Annotated in this window: 23 protein-coding genes and 3 pseudogenes; 13 read left to right on the forward strand and 13 right to left on the reverse strand. The window is 38.0% G+C overall.

Annotated elements, in window-relative coordinates:
• The first annotated feature begins 717 nt into the window (after positions 1–717).
• The 4 genes from F8R90_RS25045 to F8R90_RS25060 all read left to right on the forward strand — a co-directional run bounded on the left by F8R90_RS25045 (position 718) and on the right by F8R90_RS25060 (position 5,658).
• Complete coding sequence (locus tag F8R90_RS25045) at positions 718–1,221, forward strand: hypothetical protein (protein ID WP_190897249.1); 504 nt, start codon at positions 718–720, stop codon at positions 1,219–1,221.
• Between the two features lie 574 nt (positions 1,222–1,795).
• Complete coding sequence (locus tag F8R90_RS25050) at positions 1,796–2,938, forward strand: hypothetical protein (protein ID WP_196512925.1); 1,143 nt, start codon at positions 1,796–1,798, stop codon at positions 2,936–2,938.
• Positions 2,939–3,044: 106 nt separating this feature from the next.
• Entirely contained in the window at positions 3,045–4,304 is a 1,260-nt protein-coding gene (locus F8R90_RS25055; protein WP_196512943.1) for a glycoside hydrolase family 10 protein, read from the forward strand.
• A gap of 550 nt (positions 4,305–4,854) precedes the next feature.
• Positions 4,855–5,658 (forward strand): prohibitin family protein, encoded by an 804-nt coding sequence (locus tag F8R90_RS25060; RefSeq protein WP_196512926.1) that lies wholly within the window; start codon positions 4,855–4,857, stop codon positions 5,656–5,658.
• 144 nt (positions 5,659–5,802) lie between these two features.
• Here F8R90_RS25060 and F8R90_RS25065 read toward each other — a convergent pair whose 3' ends face one another.
• Entirely contained in the window at positions 5,803–6,231 is a 429-nt protein-coding gene (locus tag F8R90_RS25065; protein ID WP_196512927.1) for a hypothetical protein, read from the reverse strand.
• 164 nt (positions 6,232–6,395) lie between these two features.
• Positions 6,396–7,160: a phosphatase PAP2 family protein gene (locus F8R90_RS25070; protein ID WP_196512928.1), complete on the reverse strand. Its 765-nt coding sequence runs from the start codon at positions 7,158–7,160 to the stop codon at positions 6,396–6,398.
• 347 nt (positions 7,161–7,507) lie between these two features.
• Here F8R90_RS25070 and F8R90_RS25075 point away from each other — a divergent pair, with 347 nt between their 5' ends.
• Both F8R90_RS25075 and F8R90_RS25080 read left to right on the forward strand, forming a co-directional pair.
• The gene (locus tag F8R90_RS25075; RefSeq protein WP_196512929.1) at positions 7,508–8,299 is read left to right on the forward strand and encodes a sulfite exporter TauE/SafE family protein; all 792 of its coding nucleotides are present in this window, start codon (positions 7,508–7,510) and stop codon (positions 8,297–8,299) included.
• Positions 8,300–8,538: 239 nt separating this feature from the next.
• A complete protein-coding gene (locus tag F8R90_RS25080) occupies positions 8,539–9,225 on the forward strand; it encodes a cadmium resistance transporter (protein WP_196512930.1) in 687 nt (228 codons plus the stop codon).
• Here the strand turns inward: F8R90_RS25080 and F8R90_RS25085 are convergent.
• Positions 9,222–10,157, reverse strand: coding sequence for a LysR substrate-binding domain-containing protein (locus tag F8R90_RS25085; RefSeq protein ID WP_190897233.1), 936 nt, complete (start codon positions 10,155–10,157; stop codon positions 9,222–9,224). The genes F8R90_RS25080 and F8R90_RS25085 overlap by 4 nt on opposite strands.
• A gap of 374 nt (positions 10,158–10,531) precedes the next feature.
• Between F8R90_RS25085 and F8R90_RS25090 the strand changes: the two genes are divergently transcribed.
• From F8R90_RS25090 to F8R90_RS25100, 3 genes are all read left to right on the forward strand, one after another.
• Positions 10,532–11,284, forward strand: coding sequence for a cadmium resistance transporter (locus tag F8R90_RS25090; RefSeq protein ID WP_196512931.1), 753 nt, complete (start codon positions 10,532–10,534; stop codon positions 11,282–11,284).
• Between the two features lie 172 nt (positions 11,285–11,456).
• Complete coding sequence (locus tag F8R90_RS25095) at positions 11,457–12,014, forward strand: hypothetical protein (RefSeq protein ID WP_230966815.1); 558 nt, start codon at positions 11,457–11,459, stop codon at positions 12,012–12,014.
• 304 nt (positions 12,015–12,318) lie between these two features.
• Positions 12,319–12,744, forward strand: coding sequence for a YidH family protein (locus F8R90_RS25100; protein WP_190897227.1), 426 nt, complete (start codon positions 12,319–12,321; stop codon positions 12,742–12,744).
• A 258-nt stretch (positions 12,745–13,002) separates the two neighbouring features.
• Here F8R90_RS25100 and F8R90_RS25105 read toward each other — a convergent pair whose 3' ends face one another.
• The 5 genes and pseudogenes from F8R90_RS25105 to ssuD all read right to left on the reverse strand — a co-directional run bounded on the left by F8R90_RS25105 (position 13,003) and on the right by ssuD (position 16,489).
• Positions 13,003–13,470 (reverse strand): RrF2 family transcriptional regulator, encoded by a 468-nt coding sequence (locus F8R90_RS25105; protein ID WP_190897225.1) that lies wholly within the window; start codon positions 13,468–13,470, stop codon positions 13,003–13,005.
• A 62-nt stretch (positions 13,471–13,532) separates the two neighbouring features.
• Positions 13,533–13,658 carry a hypothetical protein gene (locus F8R90_RS33560; protein WP_269141797.1) on the reverse strand — a complete coding sequence of 42 codons (126 nt, stop codon included), beginning with the start codon at positions 13,656–13,658 and terminating at the stop codon, positions 13,533–13,535.
• Between the two features lie 118 nt (positions 13,659–13,776).
• A pseudogene (locus F8R90_RS25110) lies at positions 13,777–13,989 on the reverse strand (NIL domain-containing protein); the annotation flags it as partial.
• A gap of 713 nt (positions 13,990–14,702) precedes the next feature.
• Positions 14,703–15,269, reverse strand: coding sequence for an NADPH-dependent FMN reductase (ssuE, locus tag F8R90_RS25115; protein ID WP_190897221.1), 567 nt, complete (start codon positions 15,267–15,269; stop codon positions 14,703–14,705).
• 74 nt (positions 15,270–15,343) lie between these two features.
• The gene (gene ssuD, locus F8R90_RS25120) at positions 15,344–16,489 is read right to left on the reverse strand and encodes an FMNH2-dependent alkanesulfonate monooxygenase (RefSeq protein ID WP_196512934.1); all 1,146 of its coding nucleotides are present in this window, start codon (positions 16,487–16,489) and stop codon (positions 15,344–15,346) included.
• A 280-nt stretch (positions 16,490–16,769) separates the two neighbouring features.
• Here ssuD and F8R90_RS25125 point away from each other — a divergent pair, with 280 nt between their 5' ends.
• From F8R90_RS25125 to F8R90_RS25140, 4 genes are all read left to right on the forward strand, one after another.
• Positions 16,770–18,020 carry a tetratricopeptide repeat protein gene (locus F8R90_RS25125; RefSeq protein WP_196512935.1) on the forward strand — a complete coding sequence of 417 codons (1,251 nt, stop codon included), beginning with the start codon at positions 16,770–16,772 and terminating at the stop codon, positions 18,018–18,020.
• 235 nt (positions 18,021–18,255) lie between these two features.
• Positions 18,256–18,594: a CU044_2847 family protein gene (locus tag F8R90_RS25130; protein ID WP_196512936.1), complete on the forward strand. Its 339-nt coding sequence runs from the start codon at positions 18,256–18,258 to the stop codon at positions 18,592–18,594.
• Entirely contained in the window at positions 18,578–19,780 is a 1,203-nt protein-coding gene (locus F8R90_RS25135) for a GUN4 domain-containing protein (RefSeq protein WP_196512937.1), read from the forward strand. Before F8R90_RS25130 ends, F8R90_RS25135 begins: the two co-directional genes overlap by 17 nt.
• Before the next feature lie 23 nt (positions 19,781–19,803).
• Positions 19,804–22,338 carry an AAA family ATPase gene (locus tag F8R90_RS25140; protein ID WP_196512938.1) on the forward strand — a complete coding sequence of 845 codons (2,535 nt, stop codon included), beginning with the start codon at positions 19,804–19,806 and terminating at the stop codon, positions 22,336–22,338.
• Positions 22,339–22,409: 71 nt separating this feature from the next.
• Here F8R90_RS25140 and F8R90_RS25145 read toward each other — a convergent pair whose 3' ends face one another.
• From F8R90_RS25145 to F8R90_RS25165, 5 genes and pseudogenes are all read right to left on the reverse strand, one after another.
• Entirely contained in the window at positions 22,410–23,213 is an 804-nt protein-coding gene (locus F8R90_RS25145) for a phosphate/phosphite/phosphonate ABC transporter substrate-binding protein (RefSeq protein ID WP_196512939.1), read from the reverse strand.
• Positions 23,210–23,455: a hypothetical protein gene (locus F8R90_RS25150; protein WP_196512940.1), complete on the reverse strand. Its 246-nt coding sequence runs from the start codon at positions 23,453–23,455 to the stop codon at positions 23,210–23,212. Before F8R90_RS25150 ends, F8R90_RS25145 begins: the two co-directional genes overlap by 4 nt.
• 243 nt (positions 23,456–23,698) lie before the next feature.
• A complete protein-coding gene (locus F8R90_RS25155) occupies positions 23,699–24,562 on the reverse strand; it encodes a TauD/TfdA dioxygenase family protein (RefSeq protein WP_196512941.1) in 864 nt (287 codons plus the stop codon).
• Positions 24,563–24,623: 61 nt separating this feature from the next.
• Positions 24,624–25,298: pseudogene (locus F8R90_RS25160) on the reverse strand (aliphatic sulfonate ABC transporter substrate-binding protein); the annotation flags it as partial.
• A 26-nt stretch (positions 25,299–25,324) separates the two neighbouring features.
• Positions 25,325–25,738: pseudogene (locus tag F8R90_RS25165) on the reverse strand (ISKra4 family transposase); the annotation flags it as partial.

Here is a 25,738-nt window from a genome sequence, read left to right on the forward strand (position 1 = left end):
GCGCCCTCTGACTAACGAGGCGACATCTTCGATCTACAGTTCTATCAAACGGATGAGTTAAGGGACTTCCAGAAATTAAATTATCCAATTTCTGGACTTTCACTACGACTATCCCTCCCCCTGCTCCCTGCTCCCTGCCCCCTGCCTCTATAGCGATGGTATATTTTTTTATTTGGAAGTCCCTAATTTAGATGGATGGAGATTGTCGCATCTTGGGCTGATCCGATTTCAATACTCCAGACTCTACACCCGCCCCGCCGTTAACTCTTGACTGGTGACTGTTAACCGTCAACCGTCAACATAAAATCCCATCCCCTTTTAGGGGTGGGATGAGCTTAATTCCCAATGTTTGTTGCTATCTTATACTGAGTATCTTTTTAACTTTATATTAAATTTTAATTACTTAACCAATGGGAGATGCCAAAATCAATCTATGAAAATACAGTGATAATTAACTTTCTAATTCTCTAACTGCTTCCTTTTGCTTGCATTATCTTTTGCTTACATGATTTTGATACTACCTTTACATCATCTTTTAATTGTAAGTGTGGGATAATACATGATATCCTTCTTCGTTAGACAATACGTAGTATTATGCTTGCTATAAGAGAAAAACCTCATCCAAATGACGCACGTAACACTTTTAAGTAAAAATTCATAGAGTAGAATAACTGAATATTGCTCAGATATTTTTAAAATTCAAAGCAGGATTTTTTAATGATCAGCCTAAGTAATTCGGAAAACGGCACAGCTAGCAGCACAGCAGCCACTAAGAGGCTAGCAAGGGCGATGATGGTTTCTGCTGGGGAGTTTTCACTATTATTAGCTTGTTGTAACTCTGTTGAAAGGCAACAGCAAGTGCTGAATGTGTTAACAGAATTTTCATCAGCAGACATCCACGAAATCCTGCTCTCACCTGCGGCAGACACATTGTATACAGCTATTACAACTGCAATTGGTGCTACTCAACCCGAAGCTTTGATGGTACGGGGTTTAGAATCTGTAGTGGAAATTAACGAGCTAATCATCAGTACCAACATCATGCGAGATGAGTTTCGGAAACAGTTCCGGTTTCCGTTAGTGTTGTGGGTGAATGATGAAATTCTCTGCAAGCTAGTCTGGCTAGCACCCGATTTCAAAGACTGGGCAGCCAGTACTATTAGATTTGATATACCTCACAATCAGTTAGTTGAAGCTGAACAACAAGCTATCAGTGCGTAATATTGCCTAAGATTAATTTAAAAATATTGTATACGCTAGGTTGAACCGAGCAATACTTAAAATACTATTCTGTCGCATTCTTTTCTAAAATTAATTTTGTTGAACCCTTGCTGACGAAGGTGAGGCAAAGAATATTGCAAGCTTTCTTCGCAAGCGATTTTCCCAGAGAGCGGGTGGATTACCTTCTCCAAGGAACTTTTCATCTAATAAAGCCTGAGCTTCTGAGTTTTTACTTGATTGCCATAGGACTATAGGACGTTTTGATTGAGTGGATTTTCATCCAGAATTTCTATATAGCGGTTATTGCATGGGTAAGGTACAGAAAAAATAATTAGGCACAGATGAATACATATACTTATAGGAACATGGCAATGCTGTGTCCCCCATTCAAATGAGAATCGCTACAAGGAACAAACAATCAGTACATTATCGTCTGCCTTTATATCTGTTTCAGAAAATAGATACTAAATCAATTCCAACTGGTGAAGTTCGGGAATTATATGCTTTATTGTCCGTTAGTCGCTGGATATTATTTCTGAGTTCTATCACTCCCGACTAACATCATTATATTACTATGAAAATCATGCTGAAAAACTACTTTAACACCAATCAAAGGCGAATTTTCACTGCTTTGATTTTGACTGGAATTTTATCTGTTGCTAGCGGTTTAACACTTATCAAAGGTGCTACGGGCGCTTCTGCCAACTTCTCCCTAGAAACAAGCAATGAAGTTCTCAAAGACAATGTTAAACGAAACCGCTTGCCACGTCCAGTAGCTAATGCGGTGCTGCGAGATTTAGCCCGCAGACAGGGAATTTTTACCAGACAACTGCAAATTATTGATTATAATCAACAGACTTGGCGCGATGGTTGCTTAGAACTGCCTCAACCTGATGAATTCTGTACCCAAGCGTTAGTTCCTGGTTGGCGGATTGTGGTGTCTAATGGCAAACAAAAGTGGATTTATCATACCAATAACAATGGGCGATCGCTACGTTTAGCTTCGGCAAACACTCCCTCAGAAAATCTGCCAGATAAATTACCTGCATCTGTAAAAAAAGCTGTTTTGCAAGCTGCATCCAGACGTTTGCAACAGCCAATTTCTCAGCTAACCATCATTCAAGCTCAAGAGCAAACTTGGAAAGATGGCTGTTTAGAATTAGCTAATGCTGATGAATTCTGTACCCAAGCTTTGGTATCAGGCTGGCGGGTGGTTGTCGGTGCGGTTGACCAAACTTTGGTTTATCATACCAATCAGACAGGTTCCGCAGTCAGGCTGAATGAAAAAGCTAGCAACACTACACTAGCTCCTGTGCAAATTCCAGCCAGCGAGTTACCACCACCGTTAGATCGAGATATAGTATTTCGGCAAATCTCCAGTGGTGGCTTTGCTGGCAGAACTTACGAGACTGTTTTACTCAAAGATGGGCGATTGATTCGCGTGCGGATTGGTGATGCCAATGATTCTGAGCGTAGTGTTCGTAGCGTTTCTGTGCAACAGGTGCAACAATTTGTGCGATCGCTAGAACGTTCTAAATTTAGTAAATTCCAAAATCTGAGCTACCCAGCCCCCAGCGGTGCTGCTGACTATATCACCTACACTCTCACCAGCCAAGAGGGTACGGTTCAGTACAACGATATTTCTCAAAATAACCTGCCAACGAATTTACAAGCAGCAGTCAAAGCCTGGAATCAACTGATAGCAAGCGCCCAATAATAAACCTCAGCTATGAGATTAAATAGCGATTGTTTTAGCGCTTACAATCGAAACGATCGCTATTCATGCTGATTGTTCATAATTTGATGATGTTTGTAACCAAATGATGAAAAGGTTTGTAAAGTGGTGTGTTGAGTTCCCTTCTCGGTGGAATATTCGCCAAAGCAGAAAGTCTCTTTTGTTTGCCGTTATCGTTACCTTGAGCGTGGTAGCTACGGTGATGCTGTCGTTTCCCTTGAACGCTCAAACTAATCTGCCTCGAACGCCAGCATCTGAGTTAAGGGGGGTGTGGTTAACAAATATTGATAGTGATGTGTTATTTGAGCGCGATCGCCTCAAGGGATCTTTGCAACGCCTTGATGAACTCAATTTTAATACCATATATCCGGCGGTTTGGAATTGGGGATATACGTTGTATCCCAGCAAAGTTGCACAAAAAGTTATTGGGCGATCGCTCGATCCCACACCTGGGCTAAAAGGACGAGATATCCTAAAAGAAATTGTCGATGCGGGACATCAAAAAGGCTTAACAGTGATTCCCTGGTTTGAATTTGGCTTTATGGCACCAGCGGATTCTTTATTAGCTAAAAATCGTCCGCAATGGCTCACGAGTCGCAGCGATGGAACTCGGATTGTCAAAGAAGGCACACATAATCGCGTTTGGCTAAATCCCTTTCGCCCAGAAGTACAACAGTTCATTCAAGATTTAATCGTTGAAATTGTTAGAAACTACAATATTGACGGTATTCAATTTGATGACCATTTTGGCTTGCCATCAGAGTTAGGGTACGATGCTTACACAGTCGCACTTTACAAAAAAGAACACCGTGGTAAAGCTCCCTCCAAAAACTCTAAAGATCCAGAATGGGTGCGCTGGAGAGCTAATAAAATCACCGAGTTTATGAAGCGGGTATTTACAGCCATTAAAGCTACTAAAAAAGATTGCCTCGTTTCTGTTGCTCCTAATCCTCAACGTTTTTCCTATGACTACTTTTTAGCAGACTGGCAGAAGTGGGAACGGATGGGAATCATTGAAGACTTAGTTTTGCAGATATATCGGGATGATTTGAATGTCTTTATCAGCGAATTAGAGTATCCAGAAGTAAAAGCCGCAAAAAGCCATATTCCTGTGAGTGTGGGCATTTTGGCTGGGTTGAAAAATCGATCTGTGCCGATGCAACAAATTCAGACACAAGTGCAAAAAGTACGCGATCGCAACTTTGCCGGAGTCTCTTTCTTTTTCTATGAAACCCTCTGGAATATGAGCAAAGAAAAGCCCCAAGAGCGTCAAACTGGCTTCCAGAAAATTTTCCCCACACCAACAGCTTACCCGAATTTGCTAGCAGGTTGGAAACCGTTCAGTTAATTTTCTTCACAAGCTGTCGGTGAACACATCGCTTAATTTCAGTGAAGTTTCACCGACAATCACTTATTTAACTAGCTTGCTGTCCAAACCGTCTTTGTAAATTAGCCTCCCCGTCCTCAATAGTCATCGGATGCCACTACCACTTTTTAGTCCATTAGGAAATTGCTGAATGATGCGTTGATTCAGGGTAGAAATTATTATTCAAAGAAGACTAGATGATACTGCCCAATCATTTATCTATGGTTGTTTTATTTTAGATATGACTCAGAAGTATTTGAATATATTAGGACTTACGCAATAACTCTCTCAAACTCTTATTCCTTTGTGTCCTTTGCGTCCTTTGCGGTTCGTTTTTTCATTATTTTGCGTAAGTCCTGTATATACTACAAATTTTAATTACAATTACAAGTAATCCTAAGCATTTACACTTGAACAATATGACATATTCATATATTTTTTTATAAATTTGACTATCTTTATCGATTTAATGTAGTATGATTAATACTCATGAATAAATTACCAAAATAGTATAGCCATTGTCTTGGTAAATATGAAACAAATTAAATTTACAAATAATGCTGGTAAAATAACTGCATTTTTATTTTTAATTACAATTTTACTGACACCTTTTGTGGTTGTAAATGCTGGTGAACGCGGGGTGTTAATGCAGTTTGGCGAGGTACAAGAAACAGTATTAAGCGAAGGAATACATATTATAGTTCCCATTTTAAATACAGTCAAAAAAATCAGTGTGAGAGTCCAAAAACAAGAAATATCTGCTGAAGCCTCTTCTAAAGATTTGCAAGATATTTTTACAGATATAGCATTAAACTGGCACGTTATTCCTGAAGAAACCAATATAATGTTTCAAGAAATTGGTGATGAAAAAGATATAGTTGATAAAATTATAAATCCTGCGGTAGAAGAAGTTTTAAAAGCAATTATAGCAAGGTATACCGCAGAAGAAATAGTTACTAAAAGAGGAGAAGTAAAATCTGGAATTGATGATACATTAACAGCGAGATTGCATGAATACCATATTGCAGTTGATGATATTTCATTGGTTAATGTCAATTTTTCGGATAAGTTCGGTGAAGCAGTAGAGTCCAAACAAATTGCAAAACAAGATGCCAAACGGGCAGATTTTATAGCAATAAAAGCTGCTAAAGAAGCAGAAGCTAAGGTTAATTTGGCTAAGGGAGAAGCAGAAATAAATAGATTACTGCATGATAGTTTGACTAATGAGATTTTAGAAAGGCAGGCAATAGAAAAATGGGATGGTAGATTACCTTTGATTATGACTAAGGATGCTCCTAAGCTTTTAAATATAAATGATATTTTAAAATTAAAATAATTGACTATGATGTAGCAATCCGTTTTGATTTCTGGAATACTTCAATGAAGTAGAAATAAGCAAGCAGAAACCAAGGTGTACTATTTTTTTAACCTAAAATAGGATTTCTCTAAATTAACCCAGTCTTGATAACTGGGTTTTTAATTAACTACCGACAAAAAAGCTAGGAGTATCGATAATTTTAAAATGGATTAATGCCAAAATCAAAAAGGTATAGGCAGTTGAAGAAACTAAGCCTGTCAATAGTTCTTTTTTGACGTTACGCTCTTGAGTTTGTTTTTGTAATACATCAATTGCACCTGCTTGCATCAACAGAATACCAATAATGTTAGATAACCAGTAACCAATGATGACGCAAGGCATAAGTAATTTAGGAGCAAAAAGACTACAAATATAACCGAAAAAATAAGCAATTGGTAAATTGAATACTAGATCATTCCACCAGCATAATGGTGATAATAAATATCCAATCACTAAGAAAAATCCACCTCTGAGCTTCTGCAATAAAGTTTTGGGTAAATTTTCTGGACTTTGTGATAACAACTCTTGATCACTCTTTTTGATCTCATTCATGTTTTACGGTAATTCTATCCACTAACCGTACTTTAGAATAAAAATTCCAAAAAGTCTAGAGCCAGACAAAAGTTTGAATCACAAAAATACTTAATTATACGTAAATGTTTTGTATGAATGAACTCTGTATACACAACTGAAAATTTTTATTCTTTATTGAGCAGTTACTGTTCTTCAGGAAGTAACTTCGTTTCACTCACTGGTTTTTCACTGGTAATATTTGCTGACTGTGATAATGGTCGAATAATTAAACTCACGCCAATTGCCCAAGCGATCGCTACCATCCAACCTGCAATAATGTCACTGGGAAAGTGTACTCCCAAATATAGGCGTGTCCAGCCAATGGCCAAGATATACACACTACCCAAAATCACCGTTAACCAGCACCAAATACTACCCCAAGTTAAAACTACCAAAAGAGCAATCAAGGTCATACTTGTCATAGCATGACCACTAGGGAATGAATAATCAAACTCTGGAGCAGCTGAAGTCCACAAATCAGGACGTACTCTGTGCCAAAATTCTTTGGCTGTGCGGTTGATCGTAGCACTACCAGCAGCAGTAATCAGTAAATATGTGAGCGATCGCCAGCGACGTTGCACTAGTAAAATAAGTGCGATCGCACTCAGAACAGGTAACACAGTCCAAAAAGAACCCAATTTTGTCAAAATCGTGGCGAATACATCTAACTGTGGCTGTGCTAGAGAGTGAACCTTCACCAGAATCGGTAAATCCCAAGGAAAACCACCCTCGTTGTACCGCACCTCTAACGCCAGCAGTCCAAAAATTTGCAGGGGTAAATATATTCCTACGAACAGCAGCAACAAAGAACGCCAATAGGTAATTAACAATTTTTGCACAAACCCAATGGGCGAACGCTGCTTAGGCGTTTGTTGATTTTCATTGTTGACTTTCTCTAACTCTGGCATGTCAAATACGGTAATACGCTGCGATTAATGTAGTTTTTTAAAATACTATTATAATTTCGTTACTGAAGTCAAAATATTTGTTATTAGACGTTTTTATAAAAAATATCTTTACCTAAATGTACCTATTAATACAGTAACTTTGTACGCCTTTACTAAAACGTGGACTTTTACTCTTTTTAATTTTAAAATACGGTAAATCGATTAGTGTTTAGTACTTTTTGAGTTTTTTCAGCAGTCATTCAAAACTTGTAGTTACATGAAACGTTCTGCACACCAGCGTTACAAGCAGTCTTTTAGTTTCAGCTAAACCAAGCTGCATTCGCAAAACCCCGGTTAAGGACAGGAGTATGGATTTTTTATTATTGCCTCTCTTCAGCTTTCTAGTTGGTATTGTTGTTGGTTTGACGGGAATTGGTGGTGCTTCTCTCATCACCCCAATGTTGATTTTTGTTTTTCAAGTACCACCTGCCGTAGCAATAAGTTCTGATGTGGTGGCAGCAACATTAATGAAAGTCGTTGGTAGCATCAAACATTGGCAGCAACAAACCCTTGATAGAGAAGTAGTGAAATGGCTGGCTTTAGGGAGTGTTCCCGGTTCTTTGTTGGGAGTAGGGATACTGCACTTGATTAAACTCAAGTCGGAGCATAACCTGAACAGCGTTATGCTGCATTTGTTGGGTATGACGATTTTATCAGTCACTCTTTTGGCATTAGTGCAAATGCTGCTATTGACCTTCTTTCCACAATTACAACTACCTGAACTACCCAAATTTGACTTAACCACTCAACTAGGACGTTTGCAGACAGTAAGTGTAGGAGCATTTTTAGGCTGTATTGTGGGTCTAACAAGTGTCGCTTCTGGTTCAATGTTTGCTTTGGCGCTGATTGCATTTTTCCGTTTGGATGCACGTAAATTAGTTGGTACAGATATTTCCCAAGCCGCAATTCTCTTACTATTTACTGCTGTTGGACATCTAACCTTGGGAACAGTTGATTGGAGTTTAGTACTACCGATATGGCTCGGCTCAGTACCAGGAGTATTGCTAGGATCTAAAATATGTCAAATTGCGCCGCAAAAACCACTGCGGTTTATGGTTTACTTTATATTAATGATGGTGAGCTTAAAGTTGGTTTATTAGACAAAGAGCTTCACATTTGTCTAATTAGAAAACATGGCAATGCTAGGTAATAGCAGATACGTTTCACTTTTCATCAATATAGATAATCCTAACAGAATTAGGAAACAATATTATCAATATTGGTGACAGTAAAAGCAACAACTCTGTCTGTAATAGTTGTGATAATATTACTGATGTGAGATAATCAAAAATAATGATTAACTAATCAAAATTGAGCAAACAAATCAGGATACTCTGTAATGAGTGAGTTAATTACTACACTCTTAGTGGGAATCTCAGCCTTCTTTGCCACTAATATTGATGATATCTTTATTTTATTACTGCTGTTTTCTCAGCTAAATTCTAGCTTCAAGTCTCGGCACATTATTGCTGGTCAATACTTGGGCTTTACAGTGTTAATTATTGCTAGCCTTCCTGGGTTATTTGGTGGATTAATCATACCACCCAACTGGATTGGACTGCTGGGATTAATGCCGATGACGATGGGTATCAGTAGTTTGATCAATCGAGAGGAAAATCAAACTTTAGAGGTGGCGTTCGCATCAGCAGAATATCAAGATGCAAATACTACAAGTTTTTTCAATGCAAGGACTTACAATGTTGCAGCCATCACCATCGCCAACGGTAGTGATAATATCAGCGTCTATGTGCCATTATTTGCTAGTAGTAATATAGTTGATTTTATAATTATTATTGGAGTGTTTTTTATATTAATAGCAATTTGCTGCTATCTAGCTTATAAATTTACTTATCAAACAAAAATAGCGTATCAGTTAAGTCAGTATAGCAGCTATATTTTACCTTTTGTATTAATAATAGTGGGTGGAATAATTATTTTAAAAACAGAAGCTTTAAGCTTGACAAAGCTATTAGCAAGTTGTATTTGTTTAGCAATTTTAGTAAAAAAGCAACCATTATCAAACTAAGCCGCTTGTACATTCTTTTGCATAAGCATATTTTCAAAAGCTATCATGACTCGTGTATGAAAACGTTGACGGTGTTTTAGTTTCCAAATTGGCTGGAGAATTTCTAATTCTTTTTTAGATTGTTTTTTCGGGTTGGTAATTTGCACAGCGTGTAATGTTCCTAGTTGTAATTCTTTTTTCACCATTGATTCTGGAAGTGCAGCTGCACCAACACCACTTTCTACAACTGCTTTTACCATTTCACTAGTGTTGAGGTTAAGTACAACATCCAGGTTGCTAGGTTCAATTCCCCAACTTTGTAAGGCTTGTTCAAACATCTGCTGTGCACCAGAACCAGATTCACGCATCACCCAACTTGTGCTGAATAATTCATCTAAATAAATCTCCGCACTTTGATACCAAGGGTGAGATTTACCCACAACAATTTGCAGGCGATCGCTTCCTACTTCGTCTTGCTCTAAAGATTGCTGTAACGATGGTTTAATATCCCCTGTAACCAAACCCAAATCATACATACCTACAGCAGTTCCTTCACAAATTTCTTCCGCATTTCCCAACTGACAATTTATAAAAATGCCTGGATATAACTGCTTAAACTGGCTAATTTTTTCGGGTAGCCAATAGTTACCAACCGTGAGACTTGCACCTATCTTCAATTCCCCCCGTTGCAGATTATTTAATTCCTTCAAGCCACGTTCTGTTAACTGTACATGGTCAAGAATTTTTTGCGCCTCACCTTGTAATAATTTGCCAGCATCTGTGATTTCAATATGACGACCAATACGATGAAATAACCTGACACCATATTCTGTCTCTAAAGTTTGAATAGCAGCACTGACTGCTGGTTGAGTAATATAAAGTGCTTCCGCTGCACGGGTAAAGTGCAGCATTTCCGCCACGGCTAAAAAAATTCGCAACTGTTCCAGCGTCACGTCGCTTCGCTCCGAATTCAAAATTCAAAATTCAAAATTAACAATCCTCGCAATTTTCATAAATTACGTGGCGTAATTTTGAACACCCTAAAAGATTATACGGTAAATTTAGCGGAAAACTGTAGATAACTGTCAATGTTCACAATTACGTGGTTGCAGTTATATCGGCATATCCATAAACTCAGTTTATGGATATAACAAAAAAGACTGTTTGCTCTTATTGATAAGTAGCCATAGAGTGAAACTATAGCTTTAGCGAAAGTGCTAACTACACTAACGATTTTCTGAAATTCCGAATTTTCCCCACTCGCAACCTCTATCTCACCGATATAGATGTTTGACAGTCACTACCATTGAGGAGAAACGACGCACCGATGAGAGAAATACTGACTGCTATTCCTACAGCACTCACGGCTTTTGCTGCTACCAATCTCGACGATATCATTGTTTTATCGCTGTTTTTCTCACAGGTAAATACTTGCTTTCGCCGACGTCACATCGTTATCGGTCAGTATTTAGGTTTTAGTGCGTTAGTAGTCGCCAGTTTACCCAGCTTCTTTGGCAAGTTTATCCTACCAGAATCTTGGATTGGTCTACTCGGTATTGTTCCAATCATGATTGGCATCAATCGTTTACTAAATCAAGAGACTAGCGATACAGAGGATTTAAATCCTCTTGAATCTTCGCAAGCTTGGTGGAGCAATTTCCTTTCACCCCAAACCTATGGTGTAGCGGCAGTTACCATCGCCAATGGTAGTGACAATATCAGTATTTATATGCCAATGTTTGCTACCAATACATGGGATAACTTACTTGTGATTTTGGTAGTTTTCTTCGTGATGGTAGGTGTGTGGTGTTATACAGCCTATCACTTAACTCAGATCAAGGCGATCGCTTCTGCAATTACTCGCTATGGTAATTCTTTAGTTCCCTTTATTTTAATGGGATTAGGTGTTTCTATTTTAATAGAAAGCCAAACGTTAGAAACTCCAGCCTTAGTTGTCGCTACCTGTGTAAGTATTGGTTCTTACCTGTTAATTTTAGGCAATAACATTTGGCGAGAAAATTATGGATTTTCTTTGGGATCATCTGAAGCCGAAGTTATACCTGGAGTTAGACAAAAATGAGCTTTTATACGTGCAAATTGCATCAACAGACAGATGAAATAATGCTCAATTAATACCTTAAATTAGGTAGTTAGTATCCGAAAAAATAATTTCTTAGGAGAAACACATGAAATTTTTCAAAAGCTCTCTTGTTAAAATTACGCTTGTTTGCTTATTGCTACTAGTAAACTTAATGATTGCTCAACCATCTTGGGCAGGAAAAAAATTAGCTAATGACCCAGACTATATAGAAATCACCAAATCACTAGAATCTGCTTTACAGGATAAACAAGCCCAAGGAGTTACACCAGAAATTGAGCAAAAAATTACTAATTTGAAATACCAAAAGTATATTTTGGAAAATAGTGAAGATCCTGTAGGAATTTGTCGCAATGAAACCAATAAAACACTGTTAATATACGGTGAGAAACCCAAAAAATCTACCTCAACCTACGACAATGAATTATATCTGCTCCCTAGTGGCGCAGAAACGGATGACGAGTGGGACTGTCAAGGTGTTTATATTCCTGGACAAGCTGCTACAGAAGAACAAGCAGCCACACCTGCTCAAGCTTTTAAGATTGTTCATGGAACTCGGTTAGTTGCGACAACCAACCCCGAAACTGGAGAAATTGAATTCAATCTTCCACCTGCGAAAGTTTTTAAATCAGGTGAAGTTAACTGGCTTATTCCTGAAAATTTGAAAGCCGCACTAGATGCTGGAATTACTACTGCGAAAATTGAGGATTAAGTGACTAGTACAGATGGAATAGGTAAATTCAGATAGATTCTTGAATAAAAACTATGAGTCAGAATTGTTCTGGCTCTTTTGTTTTCAATTTATATTATTATATGTTTAAACATATAGGCAAGTAAGTAATATATTAATTGCTGTTAATTCAATAAAAACAATTTATCAAATAATTTAAGCAAATCAATTACTTCGATGTAAACTTTTGAGAAAGAAGTCCACATTATTTTTTTAATGTTGTTATTTTTTGTAAAATAAATTAAACAGTGAAAATCTTGAATAACTATTTGAACACATAAATTGCATGAAGATAGAAGCAGAAAAATTAGAAGTGAAGAATTTAGAAAAAAAGAAGTATAGGTCAGACCGAATTCGGGATCACTTAGCAAATGAACGTACCTATCTAGCATGGATGCGGAGTGGTATTGCGCTCATGGGTTTTGGTGTTTTGATTGTGCGATTGCGAATCATTCGACCTCCATTAGCACCACAACCTCCTGGTAATGGTTGGAAGTTAGGTTTAGCATTTGCCTTAGTTGGTGTGTTAACAGTATTACTTTCAACTCAGCATTATTTCGCTGTTCGTCGAGATATTGATGAGGATACCTATCAACCGCCAGACCGTTGGATACTTATGGCGAGTCTAGCTGTGGTTCTCCTCGGTGGGGGCGTACTATACTATGTGTTCACAGTTCCTCTAGATTATTTGAGTAGTTATATTCTGGAGTGAAAGATTTACCTGTAATCTTTTTAGAGACTTAGCACTGCTACGTCTCTAAGTTATTTTTCACTCCTATGTCTGTTGAATATTTTTGAATTTGGCCTATGTCTGTTGAATATTTTTGAATTTGGAAATTTCTAATTGAATGCAGTTATTTCCAACTCTGGTGACATCTCTTTGCCCTGAAGGACGAAAGCTCTCTAAAAATCACTTTTTAGATTTCCTAGTTGTTCCCTTGCGGGATTTAGACTTTGACCTAGTATGTTGCTAAATATAATACATCTGACTCTTCTGTAAACGTGCTTCGCGCTGGTCACACAAGTCTTGGATGGTATATTGACTCAAAATAGTTTGTGCGGCAACATCTGCTTGCTGCCAAATCTCCGACACCAAAATTTTTTCCAAATTTTCTTCAGAAGGAGACTCTTTTTCTTTCTGTTCTCCATCCAACATAATCACGACCTCTAATAACGTTAATTGGCGAGGTTCACGCGCTAAAACAAAACCACCTTTAGAGCCACGTTGACTCTGTACAACACCCGCCCGCCGCAAACTGGAAAGTATCTGCTCTAGATAACGCTCTGGTATTGGATGCTTGGCAGATATGTCACTCATAGTTGTGGGTGTTTTGTGAACATAATGGTTGGCTAGTTCTAAAAGTGCCAATAGCGCATATTCCACTTTCGCAGACAGATCCAAGAGCGTATAGTTTTGTTTTTTTAAGCTATTTGTCATAATACTACTGTAAATTGATAAATTTATTGTATTTTAGCAGTTAGACGTTGATTTTCATCTATCTACCAACCAAGTAAACGATTAACGATCGCAGCAGTTGTATCCTCGTCGGGATTCTTCCTAATCAAGATATGGTGTGGGCGCAGAAATACTTTTTCACTGGGAGAAACAATAGTGCTTAGAAACATTTTCAACTAAAATACCCATTCTTATCTGTAATATTGAGGAATATATAAACGCACCCGCAGTTGATTCATTCTGCTACATTGATTAATAAATAAAATCATAGATAAACATTCACTTTATTTAAATGAGATGTCCATGCAAAGAAGATGCATCTAACCACAGTGGTAACTGTAGCGTTTTTAAGTGATTGAAACTAGAAAAAAGTTGCTGTGGTTTACCCCAAAGGTCTAAATCAAACCAACCATAGTTTTCTGTTGGCTTGAGCATCGCCGCGGTGATGTTGACCGTGATACTGTAGCGGGACACCAAACGAGAAATCAAAGGTTGACGCTGGTAATGCTGAGGTAACGAATGCGGCTATCAACGAAGAGGCAGGGGGAAAGGGGCAGGGAGCAGGGGGAAATGACCCCATCCAAGAGCCGTGGAGCGGAGCGGAACATGGGTCTGAGTCCCCCACTTATGTTAAGTGGTTCTCGTTCAGGTGGGGTCGAATCCCCCTTTCTGTTCCTTCTCCCCTGCTCCCCGCTCCCTTGCCTCTTTGTCAATTGGGGTGAGTTGAAGAAACTTCTGTTGTGGCATAAGAATATTCTGCGATCGCTACACTCAAAATGACTCACACTAAAAACAGTGACACAAAGGTTCTCAAAGAATGGTGTTTCCATCGATTCCAGATATCCGCCCACATACTGACTTTGGACTCCTTGGTTTAATCTACAGTTAGTCGATCTAAATTTAGTATGTACTAGATACTACAGATATCTAGATGAAATAGCAATAGGAAACACCATAATCCCGGTCAAGAATGTGTTATTTTCATAATTTTTAAGAATGCCACTAAATATCTTTAGACAAAGGAGTTGCACTTAAAGGCATAAAAAAGCGATCGCAGTGGATGATTCAGCATCTGCGATTGCCTACGGTGGGGCGTACCTGGAAAATTTTTAAATTTTATCTATAACCAGGGATGGCGTGGGGAATAAAAAATAGCAGATGGGTAGAAATCACCCAGCTGCTAGTGAGAAGGGAGTAACGATAACTCTGATTAACTAGCCAGCATGGACAAATTCTTTGGCAGCATTCTGGGAATGATTCACCGCTAAAGCAAACTCTTTGAGGACATCTTGCAATCTTTGGTTTATTTCTTCATCGAGTTGCACGCTACCATCTGGCTGGATTTGAATTTGCTTATCGACTGCGTACACTGTACTCAATATATGCCGTGCGCCTAATTCAGATAGCACAGGTTTTAAGGCATACTCTACTGATAATAAATGAGCAATTGTCCCACCTGTAGCTATAGGTAGCACAACTTTTCCTGCCAAAGCTTTCTGGGGTAATAAATCTAGAAATGCTTTCAGTACACCTGTGTAGGCTGCTTTATAAATGGGAGTTGCAATAATTACACCGCTTGCTTTTTCTAGGAGGGCTTTTGGTTTTTCTAACGCGAGACTATCGTAACGTCCATAAGCTAAGTCTTCGGCAGGTATATCTCGCACTGAGATTATATCTAGATTTAATCCTTGCTGCGATAGAGTTTTAGCAGCGTGTTCAAGAATGGCGTAGGTTCTGGAGGGGTGAGAGGGGCTGCCGGCGATCGCTAATATATTTGTCATGTTAGATAAGAGGCTTTGAGGTTTTTAAACGCAGAGGTACGCAAAGGGAAGCGCAGAGGTACGCGGAGTGTTTTTTAATCTACGGTGGCGATTTGCTGTTTGGGGAATTCTTGGTTGGCTACAACCTCGCCAAAGGGACTTAGTAGTTGTGGTTCTACTATTGGCTGATTGTCTAGGGGTAAACGAGGAAAAAGTAATTCTGCTACCCGATATGCTTCTTCTAGATGAGGATAACCAGAGAAGATAAAGGTATCGATACCTATTTCTTGATATTCCAGCATTCTCTGAGCAACGGTATCGGGATCGCCTACTAAGGCTGTGCCAGCACCACCACGCACTAAACCAATTCCTGCCCATAAATTCGGGCTAATTTCTAAGGCTTCACGAGAGCCGTTGTGTAATTCTTTCATCCGGCGTTGTCCTTCGGAATCCATGCGGGCGTAGGCTTGTTGCGTTTTGGCGATCGCATCCTCATCTACGTAGCGAATCAAATTGTTAGCTGCATCCCAGGCTTGGTTTTCTGTCTCTCGCACAATCACGTGGAGACGAATCCCAAAACGTAATGTTCTCCCTTGGGCTGCTGCTAACCGACGTACAGAGGCAATCTTTTGGGCAACTTGTTCTGGTGGTTCGCCCCAAGTTAAATATACATCTACGTGTTTGGCTGCAATTTCTTGAGCAATCGGGGAAGAACCTCCAAACCACAGAGGCGGATGAGGTTTCTGGATTGTGGGAAATAATAGCTTACCACTTTGGATATTCAGATAATCTCCCTGAAAATCAGCAGTTTCTCCAGCTGCAATCTCTCGCCAAACTGCCAAAAATTCATCTGTTAATCTGTAGCGATCGTCATGGGAAAGATGCAATCCATCTCCCGCCAATTCCACCGGATCGCCACCAGTGACGACGTTAATCAACAACCTTCCACCAGAAATGCGATCAAAGGTTGCTGCCATTCGTGCTGCTACTCCCGGTGACATCAACCCCGGACGAATAGCCACCAAAAACTTCATCCGCTTGGTGTGTGTCACCAAAGTTGATGCCAAAACCCAGGCATCTTCACATGAACGGCCTGTAGGTAGTAATGCCCCTGCAAAACCTAAATGATCTACTGCTTGGGCTATCTGCCGCCAGTAATCAAAGTTGACTGCCCGCCCGCCTATGGCAGTACCAAGATAGCGCCCTTCACCGTGAGTTGGAATAAACCAAAGTAGCTGCATGATATCTATGTCAGAGTAGCTGCAATATTTCCTGGTGCTTTAAATACGGTAATTTTATCAATCTACCGTATTATTTAATTCACTTTTAGACTATCGCACAGCCAGTTAAGCAAAGCAATACCTTTACAAAACTAAATACTGTTAGTCGGTAGAGTTTTAGTAGTTTAATGCTTGCGGTTTTGTGGTGGCTATGACATACTTGAGCTTGCAATTACATTATTCCTATAGACTTACCGTAGTTTATAGGTTGCTTCACAAATCTTGCTGCAAAGAATTAATCATGCTTAAAGATGCACAAGGACTAGTAGTTACAACAGATTCAGCCAATGCGATCGCAGCCATTAACCGTTTTATCGATCAGATGCTTGGTTATGGTAAAGATGCAGAAACAGCAGTTTTACAAGCAATTGCAGCAGATCCCACTTGTGCATTAGCTTATGCTTATGCGGCTGCTTATTATCTCACCCAAGAAAATCGCAAAGCTTGGCAGTTAGCTCTACCATATCTACAAACTGCACAACAGTATTGCACCAAGGTTACCGTCAGAGAACAGCTATATGTGCAGGCAATTTTAGCTTGGGCAAATCAAGAAATTGATGTAGCGATCGCCACTCATGAAGAGATTGCCAATCAATTTCCCCGTGATTTAATATCTGTGCAGCAGGGACAGTATCACTATTTTTATACAGGTAATAAAGAAAAATTACTAGAAATTGCCCAGAAGGTTTTACCTAGCAATCCCCAACAACATTATTTATATGGCATGGTGGCCTTTGGATTAGAACAATGTCACCAACTCAAAGCAGCAGAAAAGATAGCTCGTCAAGCGATCGCCTTAAATAGATATGATCCTTGGGCGCATCATGCGATCGCTCATGTCATGGAAACTCAGGGAAGAGTCGATGAGGGAATAACTTGGATGGAGAGTTTTGCAGATACCTGGGAAAACTGCAACTCCATGCTCTACACTCATAACTGGTGGCACATTGCACTGTATTATTTGCAGTTAAAAAACTACGAAAAAGTTCTCAAACTCTACGATACGCATATTTGGGAACGTGCTAACAAACAATCTCCTAAAGACCAAGTAGGAGCAATTTCATTATTATTGCGCCTAGAATTGCACGGTGTAGATGTGGAGAACCGTTGGCAAGGTATCAGTCCTTATCTTTACAGCCGGATTGATGAACACGCATTACCATTTCAGGATTTGCATTATATGTATGCCCTTGCCAAAGCCGGACACCATGATTGGGTGAAGCAAATGCTTCAGAGTATGCAGTATCACACTTTGAGTATTAATCCTTTCCTGCGACGGAGTTGGGTAGAGTTAGCAATTCCCGCAGCTAGAGGAATGGTAGCTCATGCCAAAGGCGATTTTAAAACGACTGTTGCAGAACTGAAACCTGTTTTACCACGCTTGCATGAGATTGGAGGGAGTCATGCACAACGAGTATTGTTTCAGCAGGTGTATACAAATGCGTTGTCGCTAGCTGAAAGACAGAGTTGGTTTTATGACATGACTGCTTGATGTAAAACCGTTAGCTTGAATCACATCAAGTAGAGAGTTTTACAACAAGTGTTGTCCATCCTTCTACTTTGCTTTCAGTAACTGAGAAGTTATCTGCAATACACCCTTATCAATAAAGAATGCTAAGATTGACCAACTTGTAGTTTTGCATAAAGTAAATAAATTTATATTTACGTGCAAAATACTACATTCTTTGTTAAATATACGCATTCTTATTTTGATGTGAGGTCATATCATGAAACGCATCGTGGCATTTTCTCTCGAAAATGGTGATACCGTCTTAATAGAAGTCGATGAACCAGTACCAGGAGATGAGCGTATCGGTTTGCGAGAGGAAATTGTGCAAAAGGCTACACAAACTTTTGAGTCTGCCTTAGATAAAGTAAAACCTGTAGCCAATGCCATAATGACCAAGGTGCGTAGCCTTCCCCAGCCTGCGGATGAAGTAGAAGTCAAGTTTGGTATCAAAATTAGTGCTGAACTTGGAGCAGTAGTTGCTTCGGGTAGTAGTGAAGTAAACTATGAAATTACCCTGAAATGGAAACGAGAGTCAGGGTATGACCATGCTGCTTGAATCATCTATTGTCAGGATTTTCTCTAACAACAGCAAAGTTACTGGTGCTGGTTTTTTAGTTTCTCAAAGGCATATCCTTACCTGCGCTCATGTGGTGTGCGATAGTTTAGGAATTAACAGAACAACTATAGAAAAACCTGACGAACTTATTACCTTAGACTTTCCATTAGTAGCAACTAAACAATACCTAAAAGCTAAGGTAGTTTTCTGGCAACCTGTAAATCCCTATGCAGAGGTAGAAGACATTGTAGGATTGGAGCTAGAAAGTAATCCTCCACAAAAAGTTCAATCTGCAAAATTAATTAAATTAGACAATTTGTGGGGACATTCTTTTCGAGTATTCGGTTTTCCAGCAGGACAATCCAATGGGGTCTGGGCTTCTGGGGTTTTACGAGGACGAGGAGCTAACGGTTGGGTGCAGTTGGAAGATTTGAAACAATCAGGCTATAAGCTAGAGGCTGGTTTTAGTGGTGCGCCTATCTGGGATGAAGAATTACAGGGTGTAGTCGGAATGGCAGTAGCAGCAGAAATGAAGCGCCCAGAAACTAAAGTTGCCTTTATGATTCCTATGGCAGTATTGAATAAGGTATTGTCTAAGCTAAGTGAGCAAGAAACTCAGAATTTAGAATTGATAAATACTACAAATAACCAACAAGAAGCATCAGAAAAGAGTATTGCACAGCTTTTAAACTACCACAAATTTGGCTTAGTTGACTATAGCAAACTACAAGAGCTACTTGCAGCAGGAAAATGGAAAGAAGCAAATCAAGAAACCGAGGCTGTAATGTTGAAAGTAGCAGGTAAAGGAGAGAAAAATATTCTTGATAGGAAAGATATTGATAATTTTTCATGTACTGTTCTTTATGAAATAGATCAGCTATGGATTCGATATAGTTTGAATCGTTTCGGTTTCAGTGTTCAGAGACGCATCTGGCAAAGTCAAGAAGTGAAGCAAAATTTTCTGCGTTTTGGCGAATCCGTAGGATGGTACAAAAACAATAACTGGCTAAGTTATGAAGATATAAACTTTGTTCTAGTAGAAAATAGTACTTTTGGATACCTACCTGTAGTGTTTTATAACAAGGAAGAGGCAGCCATAAAATATGAAATACAACTGAATTGGGTAAGGTTTTTCAACTTATTTATGGTCGGTATATTTTCTCGTTTAGAAGTTTGTGGATATTAATATATTAGGATTATTCAAATATTATGTTGCTTAAAACTATCTTTATTCGTTTCTATAAATCTTTTAATTTTGATTATATTAAACAAAATGATCAAGAACCCGATCCATCAAAAAGTTGGGATTTTATAGATGATAAATGGTATCCATATATAGAAGTTTCTATAGAGACAGCCACTAAAGTAACAACAATTGTTGGAGCCAATGAGTCTGGTAAGTCTCATTTATTGAGCGCTATAGAAAAAGCTATTTCGGGAAAATCACTTATTTCAGGTAAGGATGCCGAATTTGAAGAAATTAAACGCGAAGATTTTTGCCGATATTCACATTTCTTTAGTATTAAAAAAGGTGAATTAAAATTTCCTGGTTTTGGTACTGAGTGGATAGACGTTTCTCAGCCAGATCAACAAAAAATAAGAGAATGTTGCAATCTGCCTGATGAAATTACATTTAATAGTTTTTTATTGTTTCGAGTAAATAAAAATGATTTAAATGTATATATTAAAGATAAAGATAATTACAGACAATACAAAGTAGCACAAAAATACTTAGAGTCTATCTCAAGCATTTTACCCAACATATTTAGAATCAATTCACAAGTTGCGCTTCCTGCAAGTATACCAATTAGAAGGCTTATAAATCAGAACAAAAAAATACAGTTAGCCGACAATGATATAATACAAACAAAACTTGAAATTTTTGAAAGACAACAAAGAAATGAAATACTTAAATTAATAGAAAATCTTGTTGAGAATCCTGATAGTTTAAATGAAAAAGAAGGAATATCTGCAAGTCAACAAATATCTAAATATCGAGATGAAATAACTTCTAAGATAGTTGCTGAACTTACAAAAGGAAAGAATCTTTTAAAAAAGCAAGATAAACGATTTAAATTAGCTTACGATTTGCTATGTGATGTTTCTGAAGTAGATCCAGAAATTTTGTCTGACCTCGCTGAGGCTCTAATAAATGGTAAAGAGGGGTATGCTAATGGAATTATTGAAATGATTAATTCTCGATTAGCAGAAAGATTAAACTTTCCTCGCTGGTGGGTTCAAGACCAAGAATTCTGTTTGAGAATAGCACCCAGAGACTATGATCTAGTATTTACTATACGAGATAAAACTGGGACTGAATATTCTATTACTGAACGCAGTAATGGACTGACATATTTTCTAAGCTATTTCATCCAATTTTTATCGCATAAACCGCATCCCGAAAAAAATGAAATCTTGCTGATGGATGAGCCAGATGCGTATTTATCTAGTCAAGCACAACAGGATCTGCTGAAAATATTTGATGCTTTCTCAAATCCTCAAGATGGTTCGCACATCACTAGACCTATTCAAGTAGTGTATGTAACTCACTCTCCTTTTCTTATTGACAAAAATCATGCGGAAAGAATTAGAGTTTTAGAAAAAGGGAAGAATGACGAAGGAACAAGAGTAGTTAAAGATATTGCTAGAAATCATTATGAACCACTGAGATCAGCCTTTGGTGCATTTGTAGGCGAAACAACTTTAATTGGTAATTGTAATTTAATGGTTGAAGGTGCTGCTGATCAGATTTTAATTGCAGGAGCAGCAACATATCTACGTAATTGCACAGAAACCAAAATAGAAACGTTGGACTTAAATACTGTAACTATAGTCCCTGCTGATTCTGTATCTCAAATTCCATATCTGGTATATCTTGCTCGTGGTAGAGATGTTGAACAACCAGCAGTTATCGTACTTCTGGATAGCAATCAAAGTGGTAATAATGCAAAAATTCAATTAAGAAAAGGCGTGCCTAGTAGAAAAAATTTACTACCAGAAGAGTTTATAATTCAAATTGCTGAGATGCAATCAGGCATAACTTTATCTCACGGTATTACATTGACAGACTTAGAGGATTTAATTCCTCTACCAATTTGCGTAGAAGCAGCGCGAAGACATGCAAAGGAAGTATATGGGGCAACAGATAAAGATGTTGCTCTCATCAAAGAAGATACTGTTTTAAAGAAAATTATAGATGGAAAAACAATATTCGATGCTATGGAAGCTTGCTTTCGAGAAAAGTTGATTTCTAAAGAAGTATATATTGATAAAATCAGCTTATCAAGAAGTGTCATTAATTTAATTAATATACTTAATTTATCTCGGAAAAATGGGGGGAAAGATAGCCTTTTTAGTGAACTAGCGATATTTGAAACTAATTTCAAATTTCTATTTAAGTATTTAAATGATAAGATACGTAAAGCTAGAGAAAAACTAACTGATGAGAGTATTTCAGATAGGGTAGAGAGATATAAACGACGTTTTTTCAGAGATTATCCACTATCTACTAGGCGTGAAGATGCAAGAAATTTACTAGCAACAATAGAAGATTTATTGCTAGAAGAAACAGAAGAAACTGGAAGGATAAAAAAGCAAATTCAAAATTTACTCCATACTTATAAGCTCGAAATAGAAATGTATAAGATTATAGAGAGAGATGACTATGAGGAATTCAAAAAGGGTTTAGACAAAATTAAGTACGCAGGTAGAGTTGTTAGCCAAGAAAATAAATTTAATCAATAGCTGCATAATCAGATTGGCTAATTTGATTGGAAAGCTATCAAAAATAATACTTTTGGAAAGTCTATACCATATCAAGACAAGCTAACACAAGAGCGATCGCTGTAAATCTGATTTAATATTTGATAATCTTCCAATCTCACTGCGGCAAAACGTCTGACTCCGAACTGTTTCATCACTTTTTGCAACTCTGCATCTGGTTGGAGTAATGCCAACTGCATTTGCTGAATTAAAGATATACTTAGACGCTGTGCTACTACCAATGGTGGCATTGGAGAAGGCCCCAGCACTTCCACCACACGCAAATGCTGTGATAATTCAGGAAAATCCTTTAATTCCTGTTCTAGCACCACACTATCAATCGCTGCACAATCTGCCAATCCCTCAACTACCCAGCGAATTGAACGCTGATGTGAACCTGATTGTAGCGTTTTGCCAAAGAAATTTTCAGGATATTTTTCTGGAACTAATTTATGAGAAAGTAAATTATAACCACTATTAGAACCCAGGTCATTATAACAAAATGTTTTTCCTGCTAAATCTGTAAACTTTCTGGTATTACTATTAGCATTGACAATAACATCTGCATAGTAAACAGGGCAGTTGCTATATCGCGATGATTGCATTACTGGCGCAACTAAAGTCTGAAATTGCTTTGAAACTATTTGACTATAGCGAATTAGTGGCAATCCACAAATAAAAGCTAAATCTATTTGATCTTGAAATAAGAGGGCATCTTCTAAGGGATCATATTCACTTTGTTGTAGTTGGAATTCTATTTTTAAAACACGATCTAAATAATCTGCGATCGCCTGATAAAATTCAAACCAATTGGGAGCTAGATAAGATGTAATTTGCAATCTTTTATATATAGTCATTTTTGTTCTACAACAGTTTCATGTTGAAAAAATCGACTTAAATTTTTTCCAGATAAATAATGTATATATACAAATCCGAGACTGGCAAAGGTCAACAACATAATACCGAAAACTATTGTGTATGCTTTAATGTGCCACCATAGCTGCTTTAACAAATCTGTACCAAGTAGTAATATCTTCCACAAGAAATAATCATTTACTTTTTTAGCGTCTTGGATGTTGATGTGTTGAGCTAATGCCATTTCGATTTCTGCCTTCAATCTAAATAAAGAACGGTAATCCGATAACCTTAATGTAGATTATAATATATATTATCTAAGTTCGTCAAAAAATATGAATAATTGACGTTAATAATTTTTGAGATAAAATTCATATATTCTCAGTCAATAAAACTTCAATAACCATAAAGTATAAAACTCCGGGTTCTTGAAGAAGCCGGAGTTATTCTATACCAACTTATTTTTTCAAACAAATGGGGTTTTTCCTCAAAATGGACGGCTACCCGCTAAACTTATCCGTTTCATCACCCGGCGCTGATTGGGATCAAATGCTTGACGATAATGCAAAGTTGCTTGATTATCCCAATAGACAATATCGCCTACAGACCATTTGTGTTGATAATAAAACCGAGGTTGATGTAAATGCGATCGCAGCTGTTCAATTAATTCAGATCCTTCTTGCGGATCTAGACCAACAATTTCTACTTCTGTGGCGTAATCTAAATATAAAATCTTTTTCCCGCTTTCTGGATGTGTCCGTACTAGTGGGTGAGGAAATACAGGACTAATTAGAGGAATACTCTTATCTAGACGGTATTTAGAACGAGGTGTATTTGGTTTATTTAAAAAGGGATTGTATGTAATCAACTGCAAATCTGCAATCCGACGCTTTGTAAACTCATCCATAGTTTCATAGGCTAAATTCAGATTTAACCAGTAAGTATCTCCGCCTTCAGTGGGTACTTCCAAAGCATAGAGTAAAGAACCACTGGAAGGATAAGGAGTCCACTTATGATCAGAATGAAAACTTAGCTCACCAGTTCCAGTATAGCCACCATCAACATTAGAAACGGGAATTATTACGGGTGTGACTCCTGGCTGAGAAGCAAGAACTGGGATATCATCTGGCGGGACAAATAGAGAACCAAAATGAAAAGCAAAGTTTAAGAATTGCTCATCATTCAGGTTTTGATTTTTGAAGATAAGGATGTGGCGTTCAAGTAATGCTTGTTTCAGTTGTAAGATAACTTCAGGTTTAATTGGCTGACTAGCATCAAGTCCAGTGACAACAACGCCTAGCGGTGCATTAATTCCAGTAATTTGAAAGTTATTTAAGGTGAGTGTAGACATAATCAACTATTAAAATCTTCCACAATTTCCAAATAATAACTAGTAATTCATACCCCAAATATTATTGTTTTGCAAGCACTTCTTGAGGAGTGATTTCGGCATATTGTTCAGGAGTCAAGAAACCATCTCTCACATTTACCTTCTTAGGTATCAGTCCCAAGCTGTACCATTTATCTGCAACTTCTTGTTGTTTATTAATAATGTTTTCGGTAATTGGTATAAGCGTGAAATCATACTTTTTGTGCATAATCTCTAATGTAGGTGGATCAAGTTGAGTTATTGCAGAGAGCAATTGGGAAAGTTCTTTAGGATTATTCTTAGACCAATTTTGGGCTTTTTGCAGTTCTTCTAGAAAGACTTTGATGACTTCTCGATTTTCTTGATAGAATTTGCGGTTTGTGGATATAAAGTTGTTAGTATCTCGCAAGCCATTACCACCATCAGTTAAAACCCGCGCCGTGTTATTTTGGACATTTCTTGTAACAAATGGTTCCCAAATAAACCAAGCATCTACCTTCCCTTGACTAAATGCTACATTAGCATCTGGAGGCGCTAGTCCGACTGATTCTATATCACTGAGCTTTAAACCTTCTTTTTCTAAGGCTCTAAGTATAAGATAATGACCAATTGATGCTTTTTGAAAAGCTACTTTTTTACCTTTTAAATCTTTGATACTTTGAATAGGAGAGTTTTTAGGAACTAACAGTGAAACTGCTTGGCCATCAGAAGAGTTAGCGGGAGCATCTCACCTTTGCAAAAATATCAGGTAGTAAGCTGACCATTGAGATAAGCAGATCGAAGTTGTAGCATCCGAGGTACGTTTTCTAATTTCCACTGTGCGCCGGAAATTTTTAAACGTTTACCAATCTGTTTCACAGCTGATTCCACAGCGCCAGAACCAATAGAACATAAACCTTCAGTAGAAAAATACTCGTAGTTAACTATTCGTCCTGAATGCTTTTTAAGATAGCTGATAAAATTTTGTGCAGGCTTTTTTTTCAAATCAACAAATAGTGCGATCGCTAAATCTAGCTGACCTTGCCAAAGAAATGTTTCTGCGGCTTTAAGACGTTTGAGTGAACCACCAACCTTGTACAGGTTCTCTTTGAGATGATACCAGTCTAAAATTTCCTGTCTAATAGCAGTGCTGCCAATTTCTTTAAACAGATTCCAGAC

The organism is Nostoc sp. NZL (assembly GCF_015714705.1).
In the GTDB taxonomy this organism is placed as follows: Bacteria; Cyanobacteriota; Cyanobacteriia; order Cyanobacteriales; family Nostocaceae; genus Nostoc; species Nostoc foliaceum_A.

Coding starts and splice junctions, on each gene's coding strand:
- F8R90_RS25045 (WP_190897249.1), top strand. CDS start 718: ATGATCAGCCTAAGTAATTCGGAAAACGGCACAGCTAGCAGCACAGCA.
- F8R90_RS25050 (WP_196512925.1), top strand. CDS start 1,796: ATGAAAATCATGCTGAAAAACTACTTTAACACCAATCAAAGGCGAATT.
- F8R90_RS25055 (WP_196512943.1), top strand. CDS start 3,045: ATGAAAAGGTTTGTAAAGTGGTGTGTTGAGTTCCCTTCTCGGTGGAAT.
- F8R90_RS25060 (WP_196512926.1), top strand. CDS start 4,855: ATGAAACAAATTAAATTTACAAATAATGCTGGTAAAATAACTGCATTT.
- F8R90_RS25065 (WP_196512927.1), bottom strand. CDS start 6,231: ATGAATGAGATCAAAAAGAGTGATCAAGAGTTGTTATCACAAAGTCCA.
- F8R90_RS25070 (WP_196512928.1), bottom strand. CDS start 7,160: ATGCCAGAGTTAGAGAAAGTCAACAATGAAAATCAACAAACGCCTAAG.
- F8R90_RS25075 (WP_196512929.1), top strand. CDS start 7,508: ATGGATTTTTTATTATTGCCTCTCTTCAGCTTTCTAGTTGGTATTGTT.
- F8R90_RS25080 (WP_196512930.1), top strand. CDS start 8,539: ATGAGTGAGTTAATTACTACACTCTTAGTGGGAATCTCAGCCTTCTTT.
- F8R90_RS25090 (WP_196512931.1), top strand. CDS start 10,532: ATGAGAGAAATACTGACTGCTATTCCTACAGCACTCACGGCTTTTGCT.
- F8R90_RS25095 (WP_230966815.1), top strand. CDS start 11,457: ATGATTGCTCAACCATCTTGGGCAGGAAAAAAATTAGCTAATGACCCA.
- F8R90_RS25100 (WP_190897227.1), top strand. CDS start 12,319: ATGAAGATAGAAGCAGAAAAATTAGAAGTGAAGAATTTAGAAAAAAAG.
- F8R90_RS25105 (WP_190897225.1), bottom strand. CDS start 13,470: ATGACAAATAGCTTAAAAAAACAAAACTATACGCTCTTGGATCTGTCT.
- F8R90_RS33560 (WP_269141797.1), bottom strand. CDS start 13,658: ATGTTTCTAAGCACTATTGTTTCTCCCAGTGAAAAAGTATTTCTGCGC.
- ssuE (WP_190897221.1), bottom strand. CDS start 15,269: ATGACAAATATATTAGCGATCGCCGGCAGCCCCTCTCACCCCTCCAGA.
- ssuD (WP_196512934.1), bottom strand. CDS start 16,489: ATGCAGCTACTTTGGTTTATTCCAACTCACGGTGAAGGGCGCTATCTT.
- F8R90_RS25125 (WP_196512935.1), top strand. CDS start 16,770: ATGCTTAAAGATGCACAAGGACTAGTAGTTACAACAGATTCAGCCAAT.
- F8R90_RS25130 (WP_196512936.1), top strand. CDS start 18,256: ATGAAACGCATCGTGGCATTTTCTCTCGAAAATGGTGATACCGTCTTA.
- F8R90_RS25135 (WP_196512937.1), top strand. CDS start 18,578: ATGACCATGCTGCTTGAATCATCTATTGTCAGGATTTTCTCTAACAAC.
- F8R90_RS25140 (WP_196512938.1), top strand. CDS start 19,804: ATGTTGCTTAAAACTATCTTTATTCGTTTCTATAAATCTTTTAATTTT.
- F8R90_RS25145 (WP_196512939.1), bottom strand. CDS start 23,213: ATGACTATATATAAAAGATTGCAAATTACATCTTATCTAGCTCCCAAT.
- F8R90_RS25150 (WP_196512940.1), bottom strand. CDS start 23,455: ATGGCATTAGCTCAACACATCAACATCCAAGACGCTAAAAAAGTAAAT.
- F8R90_RS25155 (WP_196512941.1), bottom strand. CDS start 24,562: ATGTCTACACTCACCTTAAATAACTTTCAAATTACTGGAATTAATGCA.